The 16905-nt window shown below is 75.3% G+C and carries 15 protein-coding genes; 7 read left to right on the forward strand and 8 right to left on the reverse strand.

From position 1 onward, the window contains the following. Positions 1-98: 98 nt before the first annotated feature. On the reverse strand, positions 99-800 hold the full coding sequence (locus ACT7CP_RS00320) for a TasA family protein (protein ID WP_445442895.1): 702 nt from the start codon (positions 798-800) through the stop codon (positions 99-101). Between the two features lie 167 nt (positions 801-967). Beyond that, complete coding sequence (locus ACT7CP_RS00325; protein WP_445442896.1) at positions 968-4372, reverse strand: DUF7507 domain-containing protein; 3405 nt, start codon at positions 4370-4372, stop codon at positions 968-970. 414 nt (positions 4373-4786) lie between these two features. Between ACT7CP_RS00325 and dnaK the strand changes: the two genes are divergently transcribed. The 5 genes from dnaK to ACT7CP_RS00350 all read left to right on the forward strand — a co-directional run bounded on the left by dnaK (position 4787) and on the right by ACT7CP_RS00350 (position 10140). Continuing rightward, the gene (gene dnaK / locus ACT7CP_RS00330) at positions 4787-6658 is read left to right on the forward strand and encodes a molecular chaperone DnaK (protein ID WP_445442897.1); all 1872 of its coding nucleotides are present in this window, start codon (positions 4787-4789) and stop codon (positions 6656-6658) included. Next, the gene (locus tag ACT7CP_RS00335; protein WP_445442898.1) at positions 6655-7305 is read left to right on the forward strand and encodes a nucleotide exchange factor GrpE; all 651 of its coding nucleotides are present in this window, start codon (positions 6655-6657) and stop codon (positions 7303-7305) included. The genes dnaK and ACT7CP_RS00335 overlap by 4 nt, the downstream gene beginning before the upstream one ends. Before the next feature lie 117 nt (positions 7306-7422). After that, entirely contained in the window at positions 7423-8436 is a 1014-nt protein-coding gene (locus tag ACT7CP_RS00340) for a DnaJ C-terminal domain-containing protein (RefSeq protein ID WP_413961897.1), read from the forward strand. 19 nt (positions 8437-8455) lie between these two features. After that, positions 8456-8920 carry a heat shock protein transcriptional repressor HspR gene (locus ACT7CP_RS00345; RefSeq protein WP_445444000.1) on the forward strand — a complete coding sequence of 155 codons (465 nt, stop codon included), beginning with the start codon at positions 8456-8458 and terminating at the stop codon, positions 8918-8920. Continuing rightward, a complete protein-coding gene (locus tag ACT7CP_RS00350; RefSeq protein WP_445442899.1) occupies positions 8917-10140 on the forward strand; it encodes a class I SAM-dependent methyltransferase in 1224 nt (407 codons plus the stop codon). Before ACT7CP_RS00345 ends, ACT7CP_RS00350 begins: the two co-directional genes overlap by 4 nt. A gap of 20 nt (positions 10141-10160) precedes the next feature. On the opposite strand, the gene ACT7CP_RS00355 is transcribed toward ACT7CP_RS00350, so the two are convergent. The 6 genes from ACT7CP_RS00355 to ACT7CP_RS00380 all read right to left on the reverse strand — a co-directional run bounded on the left by ACT7CP_RS00355 (position 10161) and on the right by ACT7CP_RS00380 (position 14464). Then, positions 10161-10397 (reverse strand): helix-turn-helix domain-containing protein, encoded by a 237-nt coding sequence (locus ACT7CP_RS00355; RefSeq protein WP_445442900.1) that lies wholly within the window; start codon positions 10395-10397, stop codon positions 10161-10163. Next, positions 10397-11035 (reverse strand): hypothetical protein, encoded by a 639-nt coding sequence (locus tag ACT7CP_RS00360; RefSeq protein WP_445442901.1) that lies wholly within the window; start codon positions 11033-11035, stop codon positions 10397-10399. Before ACT7CP_RS00360 ends, ACT7CP_RS00355 begins: the two co-directional genes overlap by 1 nt. A gap of 93 nt (positions 11036-11128) precedes the next feature. Further along, entirely contained in the window at positions 11129-11548 is a 420-nt protein-coding gene (locus ACT7CP_RS00365) for a BLUF domain-containing protein (protein WP_413961901.1), read from the reverse strand. A 494-nt stretch (positions 11549-12042) separates the two neighbouring features. Beyond that, positions 12043-12777 (reverse strand): 2'-5' RNA ligase family protein, encoded by a 735-nt coding sequence (locus ACT7CP_RS00370; protein ID WP_445442902.1) that lies wholly within the window; start codon positions 12775-12777, stop codon positions 12043-12045. 171 nt (positions 12778-12948) lie between these two features. Continuing rightward, the gene (locus ACT7CP_RS00375) at positions 12949-13977 is read right to left on the reverse strand and encodes a LacI family DNA-binding transcriptional regulator (RefSeq protein ID WP_445442903.1); all 1029 of its coding nucleotides are present in this window, start codon (positions 13975-13977) and stop codon (positions 12949-12951) included. A gap of 145 nt (positions 13978-14122) precedes the next feature. Further along, positions 14123-14464: a hypothetical protein gene (locus ACT7CP_RS00380; protein WP_445442904.1), complete on the reverse strand. Its 342-nt coding sequence runs from the start codon at positions 14462-14464 to the stop codon at positions 14123-14125. 257 nt (positions 14465-14721) lie between these two features. Here ACT7CP_RS00380 and ACT7CP_RS00385 point away from each other — a divergent pair, with 257 nt between their 5' ends. Beyond that, positions 14722-15756: a glycosyl hydrolase family 18 protein gene (locus ACT7CP_RS00385; protein ID WP_445442905.1), complete on the forward strand. Its 1035-nt coding sequence runs from the start codon at positions 14722-14724 to the stop codon at positions 15754-15756. A 10-nt stretch (positions 15757-15766) separates the two neighbouring features. Next, positions 15767-16780: a hydrolase gene (locus ACT7CP_RS00390; RefSeq protein ID WP_445442906.1), complete on the forward strand. Its 1014-nt coding sequence runs from the start codon at positions 15767-15769 to the stop codon at positions 16778-16780. Positions 16781-16905: the final 125 nt, after the last annotated feature.

Raw genomic sequence — 16905 nt, forward strand, 5'->3', positions numbered from 1 at the left:
GGGACGTGCTGGATGGTGCGGGTCGTGGGTGGTGCGGGGGTCAGGGGCGGTGGAGCCCGGTCGGGCCCCGGCGCGTGCCGGGGACCGACCGGACGGGATCAGCGCTGGACGCCGGCGCGCTGGACGGCGGACGCCGTGAACGAGAGGTCGACGCTCGCGTTCTCGTAGTCGTTGTCCGCCGTGGCGGGCAGCTGCAGGACCATCAGCGTGTCGAGCGTGACGTCGGCCGTGTCCGTCGGGAACGTGCCCTCGGGGGTCGGCGTCAGGCCGAACTGGGCGGGCGTGAACGACGTGCCCGCGCCCGTGAGGGACGCGAGCGATCCGGTGCCCGTGACCGTCGTGGTCCCGCTGCAGGTGTACGGGCCGACGGCGCCCGCGACCGCGGTGACCCAGGCGGTCGAGCAGGTCTGCAGGCTGTAGGTCAGCCCGTCGACCCCGGACACGAGGGACTCGCCGAGGCCCGGGAGCGCCGGGTCGTCGGTGCCGATGGCCTGGCCGCCCACGGAGTACGCGAAGTTGACGGACTCGATCAGGTTCCCGTCGTTGGTGGCGTTCGGCAGCGAGAGCACGATCGGGCGCTGGACGGTGTCGCCCGGCGCGATGTCGGCGACCGTGTAGTCGCCGCTGGTCAGCTCGATGTCGAGCTGCCCGGCGTCGACCGCGAGCTCGGCGCTGTCGGAGTCGGTGAAGATGGCGAACGCTCCGCCGGCGATGAGGGCCCCGCCTCCGGCGATGACCGCGCCGGTGGCGACGATCTTCTTCCAGGGGCGGCGGCGCTCGGGGGCTGTGGTGGTGCTCATGGTGCTTCCTCTCGATGGATGACGCGGTGCGCGGTGCGCGCGGGTCGTGCGGTCGGTGCTGGTGCTGGTGCTGGTGCTGGTCGTGCTGGTGCGGTGAGGCGATGCCCGCGCGGGGCGTGTCGCCGCATCCGGGGGCGGATGCGGCACGGGGGGTCGGGGGGCGGGCATCAGCAGCCCGCCGCGGAGACGGCCGCCGGCTGGACGGCCGCGGAGGAGGGGGCGCTCGCGACGCCGACCCAGCGGTGCAGGTCGGGCCGGACGCGCCACTGGTAGGAGCGGGACTCGCCGAGCCGGTCGTCCGAGAACGACGTGGCGGCGCCGGCGAGGCGGGCCACCGTGATCCAGTCGCCCGGCGCGGCGCCCGCGATCCGGCGCTCGACGAGGAGGTCGGTGGCCCCGGGGATCGCGGCCCAGGACACGGCGGTGACCGGGCGGCCGGCGACGCAGCTCGCGGTCGCGCCCGTGACGGTCGTCGTGGCCGCCCACGTGCCGGTGCCCGCGCCGAGCGCCGCGTCGTCCCGGTGGGTGAAGCCCCGGGGGACGAGGGGCGCGGGGTCGAGGAACACCGTGATGGTGGACGACGCCGTCGTCCCCGTCGCGGGTGCCGCGGGCCGGTCGGTGATGGAGTACGCGACGACGGCGGATCCGGCCGTGCCCGTCGCCGGGGGGCGGTACGTGCACGACGTCGTCGAGCAGCTGAACGCCCCCGCGAGACCGCCGGGCGGCGTGGCGACGGTGATCGCCAGGGCGTCGCCGTCGCGGTCGGTGTCGTTCGCGCGCGGGTCGACCGTCACGTCGGGCCCGCCGATCGTCGCGACGACCCGGTCGGGGCGCGCGACGGGCGCCGCGTCCACCGCGGTGACGGTGATCGTGACGCGCACGTTCCAGGTGCCCGCGGCGCTCGAGAGGGCGTAGTCGAAGACGTCGACGCCCGTGAACCCGACGGCGGAGCGGTACGTGCAGCGCCCCCGCTCGATCCCGCTCGCGACGCAGGTGGCGCTGCCGGCCGTGGGCGATGCGGGCACGGGGCCGACCGCGCCGCCCACGAGCCGCGGGGTGGCCGAGAGCTGCGCGCGGCTGAGGGTCGCGCCCGTCGCGGCCGGTCCGTCGTTCGCCAGCACGTCGACCACCACGGGCACGCCCTGCGGCGTGGTCGCGGCGTCGGGCAGCGGATCCGGCACCGCCAGCACGGTCGCGGTCGCGGCGCGCGTCACGGGCCCGGTCGGCGAGGTGGCGCTGGCCGTGGCGGTGTTGACGATGGATCCGGCCTGCACGTCCGCGGCCGTGGCCGTGTACGAGGCGGTCGCGGTGACGACCTGGCCGGGCGCGAGGGTCCCCGGCGTCCCGGGCCACGCGTACGCGAGCGGGGAGACGCCGGCGCGCGGATCCGAGATGGAGACGGCCGTGAGCGTCGTCGACCCGGTGTTCTGCAGGCGGAAGGAGTACGCGACCGTGCCGCCCGCGGCGGGCACGTTGCCGGGCGACGCGGTCTTGGCGAAGTCGAGCGTGGCGGTGCGCGCGAGGGTCACGGTGCGGCTGGCGGACGACTGCGCGACCACGCCGCCCGAGCTCGCGCCGCGGACGGTGGCGGTGTTCGCGACCTGGCCGGCGTCGACGTCGGCCTGGCGGACCGCGTAGGTCGCGCTCGCGGTGGCCGTCGCGCCGGCGGCGAGGGTGCCGGCCGCGGCCGGCCACGCGTAGGACACGGCCGACAGCCCGGGCAGCGGATCCGTGAGCGCCACGCCCGTCAGCGGCACGGTGCCGGAGTTCGTGATCCGGAAGGCGTAGGTCACGGTCGCGCCCGCCCCGGTGCCGCCCGTGAGCGTCGCGTCCTTGGTCAGGGTGATCGCGGCGGATCCGGCGACGGGCGTGCTGGTGCTCGAGCTGGCGGTCGGCGCCGCCTGCCCGGCGAGGGTGCGCCCCGAGACGGTCGCCGTGTTCACGAGCGGCGTCGCGGCGTCCACGTCGGCCCGGGTCACCGTGTACGCCGTGGAGGTGAAGGACTGGGACGTGCCGGGCGCGAGCGTCACGGAGGCGGGGGAGATGCCGGAGACGCGTGGATCCGCGACCGCCACCTGCTGCAGCGTCACGTTCCCGGCGTTCCGCGCGACGAAGGAGTACGCGATCCGCTCGCCCACGTCCGCCCGCCCGTTGCCGTTCGCGTCGGTCAGCGCCCCGGTCTTGGTCAGCGCGAGCGCGGGTGCGGGCGCGACGATCGGCGCGGTCACGGAGCTCGCGTTGCTCGTCACGGGGACGAGCAGGGTGTTCGTCCCCCGCGCGGTCGCGGTGTTGACGAGCGTGCCGGACATCGCCTCCGCGGGCGTCACGACGTGCGTGCCCGCGCAGGTCGTGGACCCGCTGACGATCAGCAGCCCCAGCAGCAGCGCCTGGCAGGAGACGCTCGGCACCAGCGGGTCGCTCACCGACAGCCCCGAGAGCACGAGCCCGCCCGTGTTGGTGAGGACGAACTGGTACGGGATCCGGTCGCCCTCCGCGTACGCCGCCGGCTGCGGGGTCGACCGGTCGATCTGCTTCACGAGGTTGAGGACGCTGAGCGTGTCGACGCTCTGCACGCTCACCTCGCGGATGAGGTGCGTGTCCGCGAACCCGCCCGTGGAGGCGAGGTAGCCGAACTTGTAGGAGGAGGGGGCGGCCGTGGGCATCGTGTACTGCACGACCTGCGCGAGCGACGCGGTGGACGCCCCGGCCGTCGCGCCCACGTAGACCGTGACGACGGGGAAGCGCGCGGGCGACACGGTGATGCGGATCCTCCGCCCGAGGTCGGCGGTCGGCGTGCTCACCGTGGTGGTGGCGCGCAGGGTCGCCGCGGGGGACGCGCCCGTGAGGTAGCAGTAGCCCGTCGTTCCCTGGCCGGGTCCGCGCAGCGCCACCGTGTTCGCGCGCTGCCCGGGGCCGGGTGCGAGGCAGCCGGCGCCGCGGCCCTCGGCGGGGCTCGAGAAGTTGCCGAACGCGTCGAGGCCGACGCCGAGGTAGCCGCCGGCCACCCCGTTCACGCCCGTGTTCTGGGCGTAGCCGAGGGATCCGCCGGGCGGGCCCGCGGAGGTCAGCGGCACGGATCCGTCGGTGAGGAAGAAGCCGATGCCGTCCGCGCCTGTGCTGGACGACCCGTACTGGTACTGGTCGAACGTGATGTCGAGGCCGCCGCTCGCGGGGATCGCGTTGTCGTAGACGACCCCGCCGACCGCGCTCGTGCGGTTGTCGGTGAGCTGCAGGGCGCCCGGGTTCGCCGTCGTCGGCGGCGCCTGGGTGCGGCTCGAGCACACGCCCAGCGCCGAGCTGCCGCTGGGCGGCGTCGAGCCGGCGCGCGTGAGGCACGCGCTCCCGAGCGGCTTCCACGCGGGATCGGCGACGCTGGTGCCGGCGAACGACTCCGTGACGAGCGTCGACGCGGCGGTGGCGGTCTGCGCCGGCAGGCCCACGAGCACGGCGGCGGCCACGGCGGTCGCGACGAGCGCGGCCAGGGCGGAGAGGCGGCGGCGGCCGGGCCGGGAGCGCGTCCCCGCGTCGCGGACGCGGGGCTCGGCGGCATGGCGCGCGCGCGTTCCCACCACCTCGACCACCCCCTGGATTCCGCGCCGTCGTCGCGGCGCGAGAGGCCCCCCGGCCTCGCGTCGGCAACGGTAGATCAGCAGATCAACCGGCCATAAGGGCCCCAGTGCCGATCCCCGTGAACCAGTAGCCCCCGTCTCGGATCCCCGGCCCCCCGCGCGGGGCACGCCCAGTGGTCCGCGCGGCCGGAACCCAGTGGTGCCCGACCCCGCGACCCTGGGAGTTGAGCCGACATCGCTCAACTTCCACCCCGATGACTTGACGCTCCGCGACGCGCGAGTAGAGTTGAGCCATCGCGGCTCAAGTAGCACGCCGCTGATCGAAGCGGCACCGCGAGACAGACTCCGCGGCCCCCACCGCGTCACCCACGAAGCGCTCCCGTGATCCGGGATCGCGTCAGAGAAGGAGAACACCCCATGGCTCGTGCAGTAGGAATCGACCTGGGTACCACCAACTCGGTGGTCTCGGTCCTGGAGGGCGGAGAGCCCACCGTCATCGCCAACGCCGAGGGCGCGCGCACCACGCCGTCCGTCGTCGCGTTCACCAAGGACGGCGAGGTGCTGGTCGGCGAGACCGCCAAGCGCCAGAACGTCACCAACGTCGACCGCACCATCTCGTCCGTCAAGCGCCACATGGGCACCGACTGGACCGTCGGCATCGACCAGAAGAAGTACACGTCGCAGGAGCTGTCCGCCCGCATCCTCGGCAAGCTCAAGCGCGACGCCGAGCAGTACCTGGGCGACACGGTGACCGACGCGGTCATCACCGTCCCCGCGTACTTCAACGACGCCGAGCGCCAGGCCACGAAGGAGGCCGGCGAGATCGCGGGCCTCAACGTGCTCCGCATCATCAACGAGCCCACCGCGGCGGCGCTCGCCTACGGCCTCGACCGGGGCAAGGAGGACGAGCTCATCCTCGTCTTCGACCTCGGCGGCGGCACGTTCGACGTCTCCCTCCTCGAGGTGGGCAAGGACGACGACTTCAGCACCATCCAGGTCCGCTCCACCGCGGGCGACAACCGCCTCGGCGGCGACGACTGGGACCAGCGCATCGTCGACCACCTCGTCAAGCGCTTCAAGGAGTCGACGGGCGTCGACGTCTCGAACGACAAGATCGCCAAGCAGCGCCTCAAGGAGGCCGCGGAGCAGGCGAAGAAGGAGCTCAGCTCCTCCACCAGCACGAGCATCCAGCTGCCCTACCTCTCCCTCACGGAGAACGGCCCGGCCAACCTCGACGAGACGCTGACCCGCGCCAAGTTCGAGGAGCTCACGAACGACCTGCTCGAGCGCACCCGCAAGCCCTTCGAGGACGTCATCCGCGAGGCCGGCGTCTCGGTCGGCGACGTGGCCCACGTGGTCCTCGTCGGCGGATCGACCCGCATGCCCGCCGTCGTCGAGCTCGTCAAGAAGCTCACGGGCGGCAAGGAGCCCAACAAGGGCGTCAACCCGGACGAGGTCGTCGCCGTCGGCGCCGCGCTCCAGGCCGGCGTGCTGAAGGGCGAGCGCAAGGACGTCCTGCTCATCGACGTCACCCCCCTGAGCCTCGGCATCGAGACCAAGGGCGGCATCATGACCAAGCTCATCGAGCGCAACACGGCCATCCCGACCAAGCGCAGCGAGACCTTCACCACGGCCGACGACAACCAGCCGTCCGTCGCGATCCAGGTCTTCCAGGGCGAGCGCGAGTTCACCCGCGACAACAAGAACCTCGGCACATTCGAGCTCACCGGCATCGCGCCGGCGCCCCGCGGGATCCCGCAGGTCGAGGTCACCTTCGACATCGACGCCAACGGCATCGTGCACGTGTCCGCCAAGGACAAGGGCACCGGCAAGGAGCAGTCGATGACCATCACGGGCGGATCCTCGCTCGGCAAGGAGGACATCGAGCGCATGGTCCGCGAGGCGGAGGAGCACGCGGCGGAGGACAAGACGCGCCGCGAGCAGGCCGAGGTCCGCAACAACGCGGAGCAGCTCGCCTACTCGATCGACAAGCTCATCAAGGAGAACGACGACAAGCTCCCCGAGGACGTCAAGTCCGAGGTCCAGGGCGACGTCGACGGCCTGAAGAGCGCCCTCGCCGGAGACGACGAGACCGCCGTGAAGACCGCGTTCGACAAGCTCTCCGCGAGCCAGACCAAGCTCGGCGAGGCCATCTACGCGCAGGGCCAGCAGGAGCAGGCCGCCGGTGAGGCGTCCGAGGGCGCGCCCGAGGCGAAGAAGGACGACGAGGACATCGTCGACGCCGAGGTCGTGGACGAGGACGACCAGGACAAGAAGACGGACCGATGACCGAGGACACCGCGAACGGCGGCCTCACGCCCGAGGACGAGGGAGCCGAGCAGTCGGCCCCCTCGGCCCCGGCCGGGTCCGACGCCACGGCGGGATCCGCGGCCGACGCGGCCTCGGCCCCGGGTGAGGACGGCGCGTTCGTCGAGGCCGAGGGCCCCGACGTCGAGACGACCGACCCCATGGACGAGGAGCTCCAGGACCTCATCGAGCAGACCCGGAACGAGCCCGTCGAGGGCGACTCCGAGCACCTCGCGGACCTGAAGCGCGTCACCGCGGAGTACGCCAACTACCGCAAGCGCACCGAGGCCAACCGCGAGATCGAGCGTCAGCGCGCGGTCGGCGACGTGGTCAAGGGCATCCTCCCGGTGCTCGACGACCTCGACCGCGCCGAGAAGCACGGCGACCTCGCGGAGGGCGGCCCGCTCACCGCGATCGTCGCCAAGCTGCGGACGAACGTGGAGCGCATCGGGCTGGTCAAGGTGGGCGCCGTCGGCGACGCCTTCGACCCGCAGGTGCACGAGGCGATCTTCCAGAAGCCGAACCCCGAGGTCCAGGTGGACACCGTGGCGGACGTCGTCGAGAGTGGCTACTACATCGGCGAGACGCTGCTGCGGGCCGCGAAGGTCGTCGTCGACAAGCCGGAGTAGCGCCATCATCCGCAGCATCCATCCGGCTGCACCCGCCCCGGTCCGGGCGTCCGCACGCGCGGGCGCCCGGATGGGGCCGTGCGGCCCCCACCACGAGAAGAAGAAGGGAGGCGTCTGATGGCCAGCCAGGACTGGTTCGACAAGGACTTCTACAAGGTCCTCGGAGTGTCCAAGGACGTCTCGGAGGCCGACCTCAAGAAGGCCTACCGCAAGCTCGCCCGGCAGTACCACCCGGACAGCAACCCCGACCCGTCGGCGGAGGAGCGCTTCAAGGAGATCAGCGAGGCGCACGCCGTGCTCGCCGACAAGGAGCAGCGCAAGGAGTACGACCAGGTCCGCGCCATGGGCTCCGGCGCGCGCTTCACCGCGCCCGGCGCCGGCGGCGGCCAGGCGGGCGGCTTCGAGGACGTCTTCGGCGGCATGTTCGGCCAGCAGGCCGGCGGCCGCGGGCGTCGCGCCGGGTTCGGATCCGGCCAGCCGCAGTACAGCCAGGGCGGGTTCGAGGACATCCTCGGCGGCATGTTCGGCAACGGCGGCTTCGGCCAGTCGACCGGCGGCTACCGCGGGTACGGCGCGCCCACCAAGGGCCGCGACGTCACCGCGTCGACGACGATCGACTTCCTCACCGCCGTGCAGGGCGACGTCGTGCGCCTGCAGGACTCCGACGGCCGCCCCCTCACGGTGCGCGTGCCGGCCGGCGTCTCCGACGGGCAGAAGATCCGCCTCGCCGGCAAGGGCGAGCCGTCGGGCGACGGCGGCGCGGCGGGGGACATCATCCTCACCGTGCACGTGCGCCCGCACCCCGTGTTCGAGCGCGACGGGCTGAACCTCCGGGTCAACGTGCCCGTGACGTTCCCCGAGGCCGCGCTCGGCGCGACCATCGAGGTGCCCACGCTCGGCGGCGAGCCGGTGCGGCTGAAGGTCGCGCCCGGCACGTCGAGCGGCAAGGTGCTGCGCGTCAAGGGCCGCGGCGTCACGACCCCGAAGGGCACGGGCGACCTGCTCGCGCGCATCGAGGTCGCGGTGCCGTCCCGCCTCACGGACGCGCAGCGCGTGGCGCTCGACGCGTTCGCGAGTTCGGGCCCCGCCGAGGACCCCCGGTCGGCGCTCATCGATCGGGCCAGGGGCTGACGTGGACCCCCGCGACACGATGGACGAGGACGCCCCGGTCTTCGTGATCTCCGTGGCGGCCGAGCTCTCGGGCATGCACCCGCAGACGCTCCGGCAGTACGACCGCCTCGGGCTCGTGTCGCCCACCCGCACGGCCGGGCGCTCCCGCCGCTACTCGATGCGCGACATCATGCAGCTGCGGGAGGTCGCCCGGCTGGGCGCGGAGGGCGTGAGCCTGGAGGGGATCGCCCGGATCCTCGAGCTCGAGAACCAGGTGACCGAGCTCCGCGGACGCGTCCGCCAGCTCGAGACGGCACTCGCCGACGAGCTGCTCTCCCGCCCCGGCCGCCGCGTCTTCGCGGCCCGCGGCGACGGCGACGTCGTGTCGTTGCGCGCCGGCGTGCGGCCCTCGCGGCAGACCGACGTCGTGCTGTACCGGGCGGCGCTCAGCCTCTCCGACGGCCGCGACGCCGCTGCCGACGCCGGCGGACGCGGCGCGCGGTGAGCGACGCCCCCGCCCCGGCGACCGCCGCCGACGACCTCCTCGACCTGGGCGCGCTCCGCCGCCGCCCCGACGTCGAGGCCGACAACCTCTTCGCGGCCGACGCCGCCGACCGCCTCCTGCTCGACGAGCTGGTCGCGCTGCTGGCGTCCTCCGCCGACGCCGGCCGCCCCGTGCGGCCGGAGGAGCTCGTCGTGGTCGGCGACTCCTACGGCGCGCTCGCGCTGGGTGCCGCCGCCGCGCTGCGTCGCGCCGGGGCCGGGGATCCGATCCGCCTCCGCGTGCACCAGGACGCCCTCGCCTCCGAGACCGCGCTCGACCTCAACGCCGTGCTGCTGGGCGAGACCGCGGAGATCGCCCACCACCGGCTCGACGACGCCCTCGCCGCAGGCGCCCGCGTCGTGCTCGCGCGCCTGCCGCGCAGCCTCGACGCGCTCGACGAGTGGGCCGGCGTGATCGCCGCTGCCGCCGCCGACGACGTGACCGTGCTCGCCGGCGGCCGCGTGAAGCACATGACGCCCGCCATGACGGACGTGCTCCGTCAGCGCTTCGCCGACGTCCGCGGCACGCTCGCCCGGCAGAAGTCGCGCGTGCTCGTCGCGCGCGGGCCGGTGCGCCCGTCCGGGGAGGCCCCGGCGTCCGACGCCTACCCGCGCCGCGAGTCGCACCCCGATCTCGGCCTCGAGGTGCGCGCACATGGCGCCGCCTTCGCGGGTGCGCGCATCGACATCGGCACGCGCTTCCTGCTGTCCTTCCTGCCCGACCTGCCCGCCGACGCCCGCAGTGCCGTGGACCTCGGTTGCGGCACGGGCGTCCTCGCCGCGGCCGTCGCGCTCGCGCGCCCGGACCTCCGGGTCGTCGCGACCGACCAGTCGTGGGCGGCCGTCGACTCGGCGCGCGCGACGGTGGCCGCGAACGGCCTCGCGGAGCGGGTGACCGTGGTGCGCGACGACGCCGGGTCCACCGTGCCCGACGGATCCGTCGACCTCGTGCTGCTCAACCCGCCCTTCCACACGGGCGCGACGGTGCACGCCGGCCTCGCGCCGCGCCTGTTCGCCGCCGCCGCGCGCATGCTCCGCCCGGGCGGCGAGCTCTGGACCGTCTACAACAGCCCGCTGGGCTACCGGGCGCAGCTGACGCGGATCGTGGGCCCCACGCGCGAGGCGGGCCGGAACGCGAAGTTCACGGTCGCCGTCTCGACGAAGCCGGATCCGCGGGCCTGACGCGCGCCCGGCGCCGCCCGTCAGGCCGTCGGCGGATCCAGCACCAGCAGGTCGCCGATCTCGCACTCGAGCGCGCGGCAGACCGCGACGAGCGTGGAGTAGCGGATCGCCCGGGCCCGGTCGTTCTTGAGCACGGACAGGTTCACCGGGCTGACGCCCACGATCGCGCTCAGCCGCGCGAGCGTCATGCCGCGCGCGGCGAGGAGCTCGTCGAGGCGGCAGTGCACGCCGGTGGGGCCGTCGTCGTCGCCCGCCATCAGACGAGGCCGCGGGTGTCGCGCTGCAGGCGCTCGCCGTGCTCGACGACGAGGCCCACGATCATGAGGGCGAAGCCGAGCGCGATGGTGGAGAGGTCGACCTCCGCGACCGTCGGCCAGAACCCCTCGAGGCCCGCGGCCGGGTCGTTCAGCTCGCCGCCGACCATCCACGCGACCGCGGTGCGCGCCCCGAGCGACAGCAGCGCCGCGACCATCACCGTGCCGCCCGCGACCGTGACCACGAGGCTGAGGCGCCGGGCGAGCGGATCCGGTCGGAGCAGCCGGCGGGCGAGGATCGCGACGGTGCCCGCGAGCGCGATGCCGACCGACGCGTCGAGCGCGATGCGCACCACGTGCATCGCGACGATGCCGCCCGACACCTCGCCCACCGCGACCTCGGCCGTGCGGTAGGCACCCGAGCGGAGGTCGGCGGGGCCGGCGTCGGCCTCCGCGGGGAGGGATCCGCGCATCTCGAGGGACGTGTGCACCACCCCGGTCCGCACGGTCTCGACCGCGCTCACCACGGCCGCCGCGGCGACCGCCAGCAGCACGATCACGGCGACCACGAGGGCCGCCTGCAGGATCCCGCGCATGGCCCGCGCGGAGGAGCCGGTGTCGGCCAGCGGGGTGGGCGTCATGGTCGTGTCCTATCGATCATCGTTGCAACGAATGTCGATATGTTCGCACGCGCGGTGGCTCGCTGTCGAGCCCAGAGCCCCAGGCCCTGTGCCTCACGCCGGGTGCGTGCGGAACCACTCCAGGAGCCAGCGGGCGCGGGACGGGGCGTCGGGGCGCGCGGCGGCGGACGCGGGCCGGTCGAGGAAGTCGTCGTAGCCCTCGAGGTCGCGGACGGTCGCGTCGTCCACCGAGCGGAAGCCCATGCTCCACGCCGGGAACCGCCGGGTGGGGATCTGCTCGTCGAGCAGCTGCCGCACGTCGGTGTGGCGGGGATCCGCCGCGATGGTCGCGAAGACCGCCTCGACCGCGTCGTCGGGGCCCTCGAGTACCTGCATGAAGCGCCCGTCGCGGTGCAGCAGGAGGCCCGTGAGGCCCGTGCGCTCGTTGTTCCGCGCGCACTGGCGGAGCAGCTCCGCGAGGTCGTCGTCGGTCAGGTGCCGGGTGGCCGTGCTCGTGTAGACGGTCGTGCGCATTGATCCCCCTCGTGCCGTCCCCCCATCCTGGCGGGTCGGAGGGGTCGCCGGGAGGGGCGGCGCGCCCGGGTGCGCGGGTCGGATCGCGTGCGGCGCGGCCGGGCCGGGCCGGGCCGGGCCGGGAGATGGTGAGAGCCCGGCGCGCTCGCGGGTACGGCGCGCGCCGGGCTCCTGTTCTGCCGCGGTCGTTCGGGTCGACTCGCGGAGGGATCTGATGAGCTGCCCCGCTGAGCGGGGGGACGCGGCAGGGCGCTCGTCGGGTATCCAGTGCGCACGACGGCATCGGGGGGAACCCGTCGTGCTGTTACGGACTCTACGGCGTCGGTCCTCATTTAGGGGGACACGTCGGGCAGGAGGAGCGGGTGATCCGAGGGTGAGGGGCGGGTGAGCGGCCCGTCCTGATGCGGATCCGGGCCTTCCTGTGCATCCTGTGGATCCTCGGCGGCGGATCCCTCCGCTCGGGCCTGCGCGGACATCCGACCCGCCCCGACCGGTCAGCGCGCGGTGCCGCCGAGGGTCCAGGTGCGCACGTGCTCCCAGGTGAGCGTGGTCCACCAGCGGCCGGACCAGTCGGGGCTCGCGGTGCGGTACATGACGACGGTGTCGCCCGCGAAGCCCGCGGGGACGGGCTCGTCGAGCCCGCGGAGGAAGGCGCCGACCTCGTCGTGGAGGTCCGGCCGCACGTCGAGGTCGTGGGACGCGAGCGAGAGGTGGGCGCGGAAGCGCGCGGGGTCGAACGCGTGCGGCTCGGGGGAGCGCATCGTCCGTCGGAAGGGCGCGACGACGCGGTCGACGTCGGCCGCGAGCGCGAGCAGGTCCGCGTTCCGCGTCCCGTCCGGCCGGTGGCCGACGTCGTAGACGAAGCCCGCGCCCTGCTCGCGGATGCCCGCGTTGTGCACCGGGAACGCCGGCCGGTCGGCGAGCAGCTCCGTGAGGGCGTCGATCACGAGGTCCTCGTCGTGCCCGAGCGGCTGGCTGCCGACGAGGGTCGCGTGCGGCGGGAACGCGCCCGCCGAGACGAGCCCGTACTGCGCGCGCAGCTGGTCGGTGACGACCGTGACGGCCCGGCAGGTGCGCGGATCCGGGCGGAGGAAGATCCCGTGGCGGAACGGGTCGCTGTCGTCGCGGGGGAGCGCGGCCGGGTGCGTGCGGCCGTCGATCCGGTCGGCCGGCGCGGGCGCGGTTCCGGGGGCGGCGAGGGCGGGGGCGGCGGGGTCGTCGTGGTCCATGGGGTCCTCCGGGTGCGTGGGGGCATCGCGGGAACGTTCCCTGCGTGCGACGACCACGGTGGCACGCGGCGGCCGGGGGCGGACGGCGGCGGGGTGAACGGCGGGAGGACGGACGGGTGCGGGGCCGGCCCGGAGCCCGGCCGGGAGCCCGCTCGGGCGTGCGTCTCGGGGTCAGGCGCGGAGGGGGACGGCGGTGCGGCCGGGGATCAGCTCGCCGTCGACCGCGGTGTGCCGCGTGCCGGTCACGGTGCCGTCGATGCGGTCGACCACGGCGTCGACCGCGAGCGCGCCGATGACGGGGATCGGCTGGCGCCAGGTGGTGAAGCCGAGCAGCTCGCTCGTGAAGGGCGGCAGGCCGTCGTATCCGGTGATCGAGACGTCGTCCGGGGCGCGCACGCCGCGGCGGCCCAGGCCGTCGAGGATCGCGAGGGCCCAGACGTCGCTCGGGGCCATGATCGCCGTCACCGCGCCCGCGTCGAGGATCGCCTGCGCGACGCCGTCGGCCCCGTCGAGGTGCCCGTCGGCGTGCTCCTCGCCGCGCACCTGCACGACGTCGAGGTCGAGGGCGCGGAGGCGGTCGAGCATCGCGGAGGTGCGGGCGGACATCGTGAGCGAGAGGGCGGGCGCCAGCGTGACGACGGCGACGCGGCGGTGGCCGAGCCCGGCCACGTGGTCGGCGAGGCCGCGGCCGCCCGACGTCTCGTCGCAGTAGACGCTGCTGAGCGACGCGTCCACCTCGGGGCGGCCCGCGACCACCGTGGGGATGCGCCGCGCCGACGGGAGGATGTCCTCGACCGGGAGCGCGCCGCTGCACACGATGAGCCCCTCGACCCGCAGCGAGACGAGCGTCTCGAGGGCCCGGCGCTCCTCCGCCACGTCGAAGGATCCGGATCCCGTCGCCGTCACGACCCGGTAGCCGCGCTCGGACGCCCGCTGCTGCAGGGCGGTGAGCAGGTGCCCGTAGAAGGGGGTGGACGCGTCGCGCACGAGCACCCCGAGCGTGTGCGTGCGGTGCGCCGACATGCCGCGCGCGTGGGCGTTCGCGACGTAGCCGAGCTCGGCGGCGGCGTCCCGCACGGTCCGCTGCGTGGCGGCCGCGACGCCCGGCGCTCCCGAGAGCGCGCGCGAGACGACGGACTTGGAGACGCCCGCGCGGGCGGCGACGTCGTGGATGGTGGGGGCGGCGCCGGGGCGGGTCATGCGGGGAGCCGGGCGGGTGCGGGTGCGGGTGCGGGTGCGGATCCGGGTCGCCGGGCCGGCGCGGGGGGCGGAGCGGGCGCGGGCGGCACGGCGGGGGAGGGCACGGGTCCACGGTAGCGACGCGGAGGTCCGGCGTGCCACGGGGCTAGCGGGGATCGGGCGGGTCGTCGACGGCCGGGCGCGCGTCGGTGGCGGCCGGCGGGGCGGGCGGCAGCGGCAGTCCGGTCGCGCTCGCGCCGAGGCGGGCGAGGAGCGCGCGGCACGACGACCGGAGCAGGGAGCGGGTGCGCGAGGCGGGCGTCCCGTCGGCGGCCGTGATCCCGGTGGCACGGCGGGCCGCGCGCAGCGGGTCGTCGTCGGCGGGATCGCCCGGCCAGACGTCATGCAGGGCGCGGAGACGCTCGCGCAGGAGGTCGTCGTCGCGGTCGGGGCTGCTCAGCACGGTCGCCGGCCCGTTCGGGTCGGGGGCGCCGTCGGCGGGCGGCACCGGCGCGGTGCGGGGGCCAGCGGGCGCGGATGCGGGGCGAGCGGCATGGGACCTCGGGCGGTGCGGAGGGGGCGGACGGGAGGGGACGACGGGGACGGCTCGGGTGCGGGCGGAGGGCGGTGCCTGCGGGAGGGGACGACGCTACGGGTGCTGCGGATCCGCCGGCGCGCGTCCTGCACATGCCGTCGCGGCGCCGGGCCTTCCCCCGACGAGCTGACGGCGCGGGGGCGGACGCCCGCGCGGCCTACGCTCGGCCCATGACCCCGCCGCGTTCCGCCCGCCGTCCCGCCCGCCGTCCCACCCGCCGCCTCGCCTCGCTCACCGTGGCGGCGGCCGCCGTGCTGGCCGTCGCCGCCGGATCGCTGCCGGCCGCGGCGGCGACGCCGTTCGAGGTCGTCGGGTACGCGGAGGGCGGATCCACGCCCGTCTCCCGGCTCGACGCGAGCGCCGCCGCGCTCACGTCGGTCGTGGTCGACGGCGTCAACATCACTTCCGACGGCCGGAGCGTCGGCATCCCGTCGGCCGAGGCGATCGCGGTCCTCCGCCAGGCGCACGCGCGCGGCGAGCGGGTCGAGCTGCTGGTCGGCAACTACGACGAGGCCCTCGGCGACTTCTCGCCCGGCATCTCCGACGCGCTGCTCGGCTCGACGGCCAACGTCGACCGGGTCGTCCGGCAGCTCGCCGCCGAGGTCGCGAAGCGCGGCTGGGACGGCGTCACGGTCGACCTCGAGAGCCTCACGGGCGCGCATCCCGCCGGCCTCACGCGGCTCGTGTCCGGGCTGAAGGCGGCGCTCGGATCCGCCCGCAGCGTCTCCGTCTGCCTCATGGCGACCACGGGCGACTACCGCCCGCTCGGCTACGACCTGGCGGCGCTCGGCCGTGCCGCCGACCACGTCGTGCTCATGGCCTACGACCAGCACGGGCCCACGTGGTCCGGCGCCGGGGCCGTGGGCGGGATGCCCTGGGTGAAGGCCGCGCTGAAGCCGGTGCAGAAGGCGGTGCCGGCGGCGCGGATCCAGCTCGGGATCGCCGGGTACGGCTACACGTGGCCGCGCACGGGCGAGGGGCGCCAGCTCTCGGACCAGGGTGCGCGCGACCTGGTCGCGTCGCAGAAGGCGAAGGCCGTGTGGAGCGTCCCCCAGCAGGAGTGGCACGCGACCCTGCGCGACGGCACGACCGTGTGGTGGTCGGACGCGCGCTCGTACGACGCGCGCGTGGCGCTCGCGAAGCAGCTGCGGCTCGGCGGCGTGGCCGTGTGGTCGCTCGGGCTGTCCGATCCGCTGACCCGGTGAGGGGGACGCGGTGACGCGGGGCGCATCGCCGACCGACGGCGTCTGGATCGTGCGCGAGCTGCGGCTCGACCGGGTGCAGCGCGAGGTGGCCGTGCGGATCGCGGGCGGGAGCGTCGCGCTCGCCGACCCCGCGGATCCGGTGCTCGGTCGGCTCGACCTGAGCCTCAGCGACGGCGTGGTCGACCGGCACGTGCACCTCGGGCTCGTCGACCACCGGGCGCTCGCCGGATCGGCCGTCACGGCGGTGGTGGACCTGGGGTGGGACCCGGCGGAGATCGCCCGCATCGCGGCGCACCCGCCGGAGGGCGTGGAGGTCCGCTTCGCGGGACCGTTCCACACCGCCGTGGGCGGCTACCCCTCGGATCGGCCCTGGGCCCCGGCGGCGGCGGTGCGCGAGGTGGCGCGCACGGAGGACGCGGCCGGGCTCGTGGCGGCGGCCCGGGCGGCGGGGTCGGGCGCGGTCAAGATCGTGCTGCACGACGGCGGCCCGCTCCTCGCGGACGACGTGCTGCGGGCGCTCGTCGACGCCGCGCACGCGGCCGGGCTGCGCGCGGCCGTGCACGCGGAGGGCGCAGGCCAGGCGGCGCGGGCGATCCGCGCGGGCGCCGACGTGCTCGTGCACGTGCCCTGGACCGAGCGGCTCGACGACGGGACGCTGCGGCAGTCCGCGGCGCGCGACGTGCTGTGGATCTCGACCCTCGCGATCCACGACGGCGACGACCTCGCCGCCGCCCTCGACAACGCGCGCCGGTACGCGGCGCTCGGCGGACGGATCGCGTACGGCACCGACCTCGGCAACGGCGACCTGCCCGTGGGCCTGAGCGATCGCGAGGTCGGGCTGCTCGGCGAGGTCGGGCTCCGCGGCGCCGCGCTGCTCGACGCCGTGCTGGGATCCGCGCCCCACGCCATCCGCCACGCCCTGGCGAGCGCCGATCCGCTGCCGAGCGGCGCGGACGCCACCGCCGACGACCTCGTCCGCTGGCTGCGCGGCGCGCACCGGCTGGGGGAGACGGATGTCCGCTGAGGCACGCGGCCGATCCCCCCGAGGCGCTCCCCGGCAGCCCGGCCGGGCACGCGCCTAGGCTCGACCATCCCCCGGACCGCGGGGCGCGCCGCCCACCCCGTGCTCGGGTCGCGACCGCCGTGGAT

Source organism: Clavibacter rahimiani, assembly GCF_052654495.1.

Coding starts and splice junctions, on each gene's coding strand:
- ACT7CP_RS00320 (WP_445442895.1), bottom strand. CDS start 800: ATGAGCACCACCACAGCCCCCGAGCGCCGCCGCCCCTGGAAGAAGATC.
- dnaK (WP_445442897.1), top strand. CDS start 4,787: ATGGCTCGTGCAGTAGGAATCGACCTGGGTACCACCAACTCGGTGGTC.
- ACT7CP_RS00335 (WP_445442898.1), top strand. CDS start 6,655: ATGACCGAGGACACCGCGAACGGCGGCCTCACGCCCGAGGACGAGGGA.
- ACT7CP_RS00340 (WP_413961897.1), top strand. CDS start 7,423: ATGGCCAGCCAGGACTGGTTCGACAAGGACTTCTACAAGGTCCTCGGA.
- ACT7CP_RS00345 (WP_445444000.1), top strand. CDS start 8,456: ATGGACGAGGACGCCCCGGTCTTCGTGATCTCCGTGGCGGCCGAGCTC.
- ACT7CP_RS00355 (WP_445442900.1), bottom strand. CDS start 10,397: ATGGCGGGCGACGACGACGGCCCCACCGGCGTGCACTGCCGCCTCGAC.
- ACT7CP_RS00360 (WP_445442901.1), bottom strand. CDS start 11,035: ATGACGCCCACCCCGCTGGCCGACACCGGCTCCTCCGCGCGGGCCATG.
- ACT7CP_RS00365 (WP_413961901.1), bottom strand. CDS start 11,548: ATGCGCACGACCGTCTACACGAGCACGGCCACCCGGCACCTGACCGAC.
- ACT7CP_RS00370 (WP_445442902.1), bottom strand. CDS start 12,777: ATGGACCACGACGACCCCGCCGCCCCCGCCCTCGCCGCCCCCGGAACC.
- ACT7CP_RS00375 (WP_445442903.1), bottom strand. CDS start 13,977: ATGACCCGCCCCGGCGCCGCCCCCACCATCCACGACGTCGCCGCCCGC.
- ACT7CP_RS00385 (WP_445442905.1), top strand. CDS start 14,722: ATGACCCCGCCGCGTTCCGCCCGCCGTCCCGCCCGCCGTCCCACCCGC.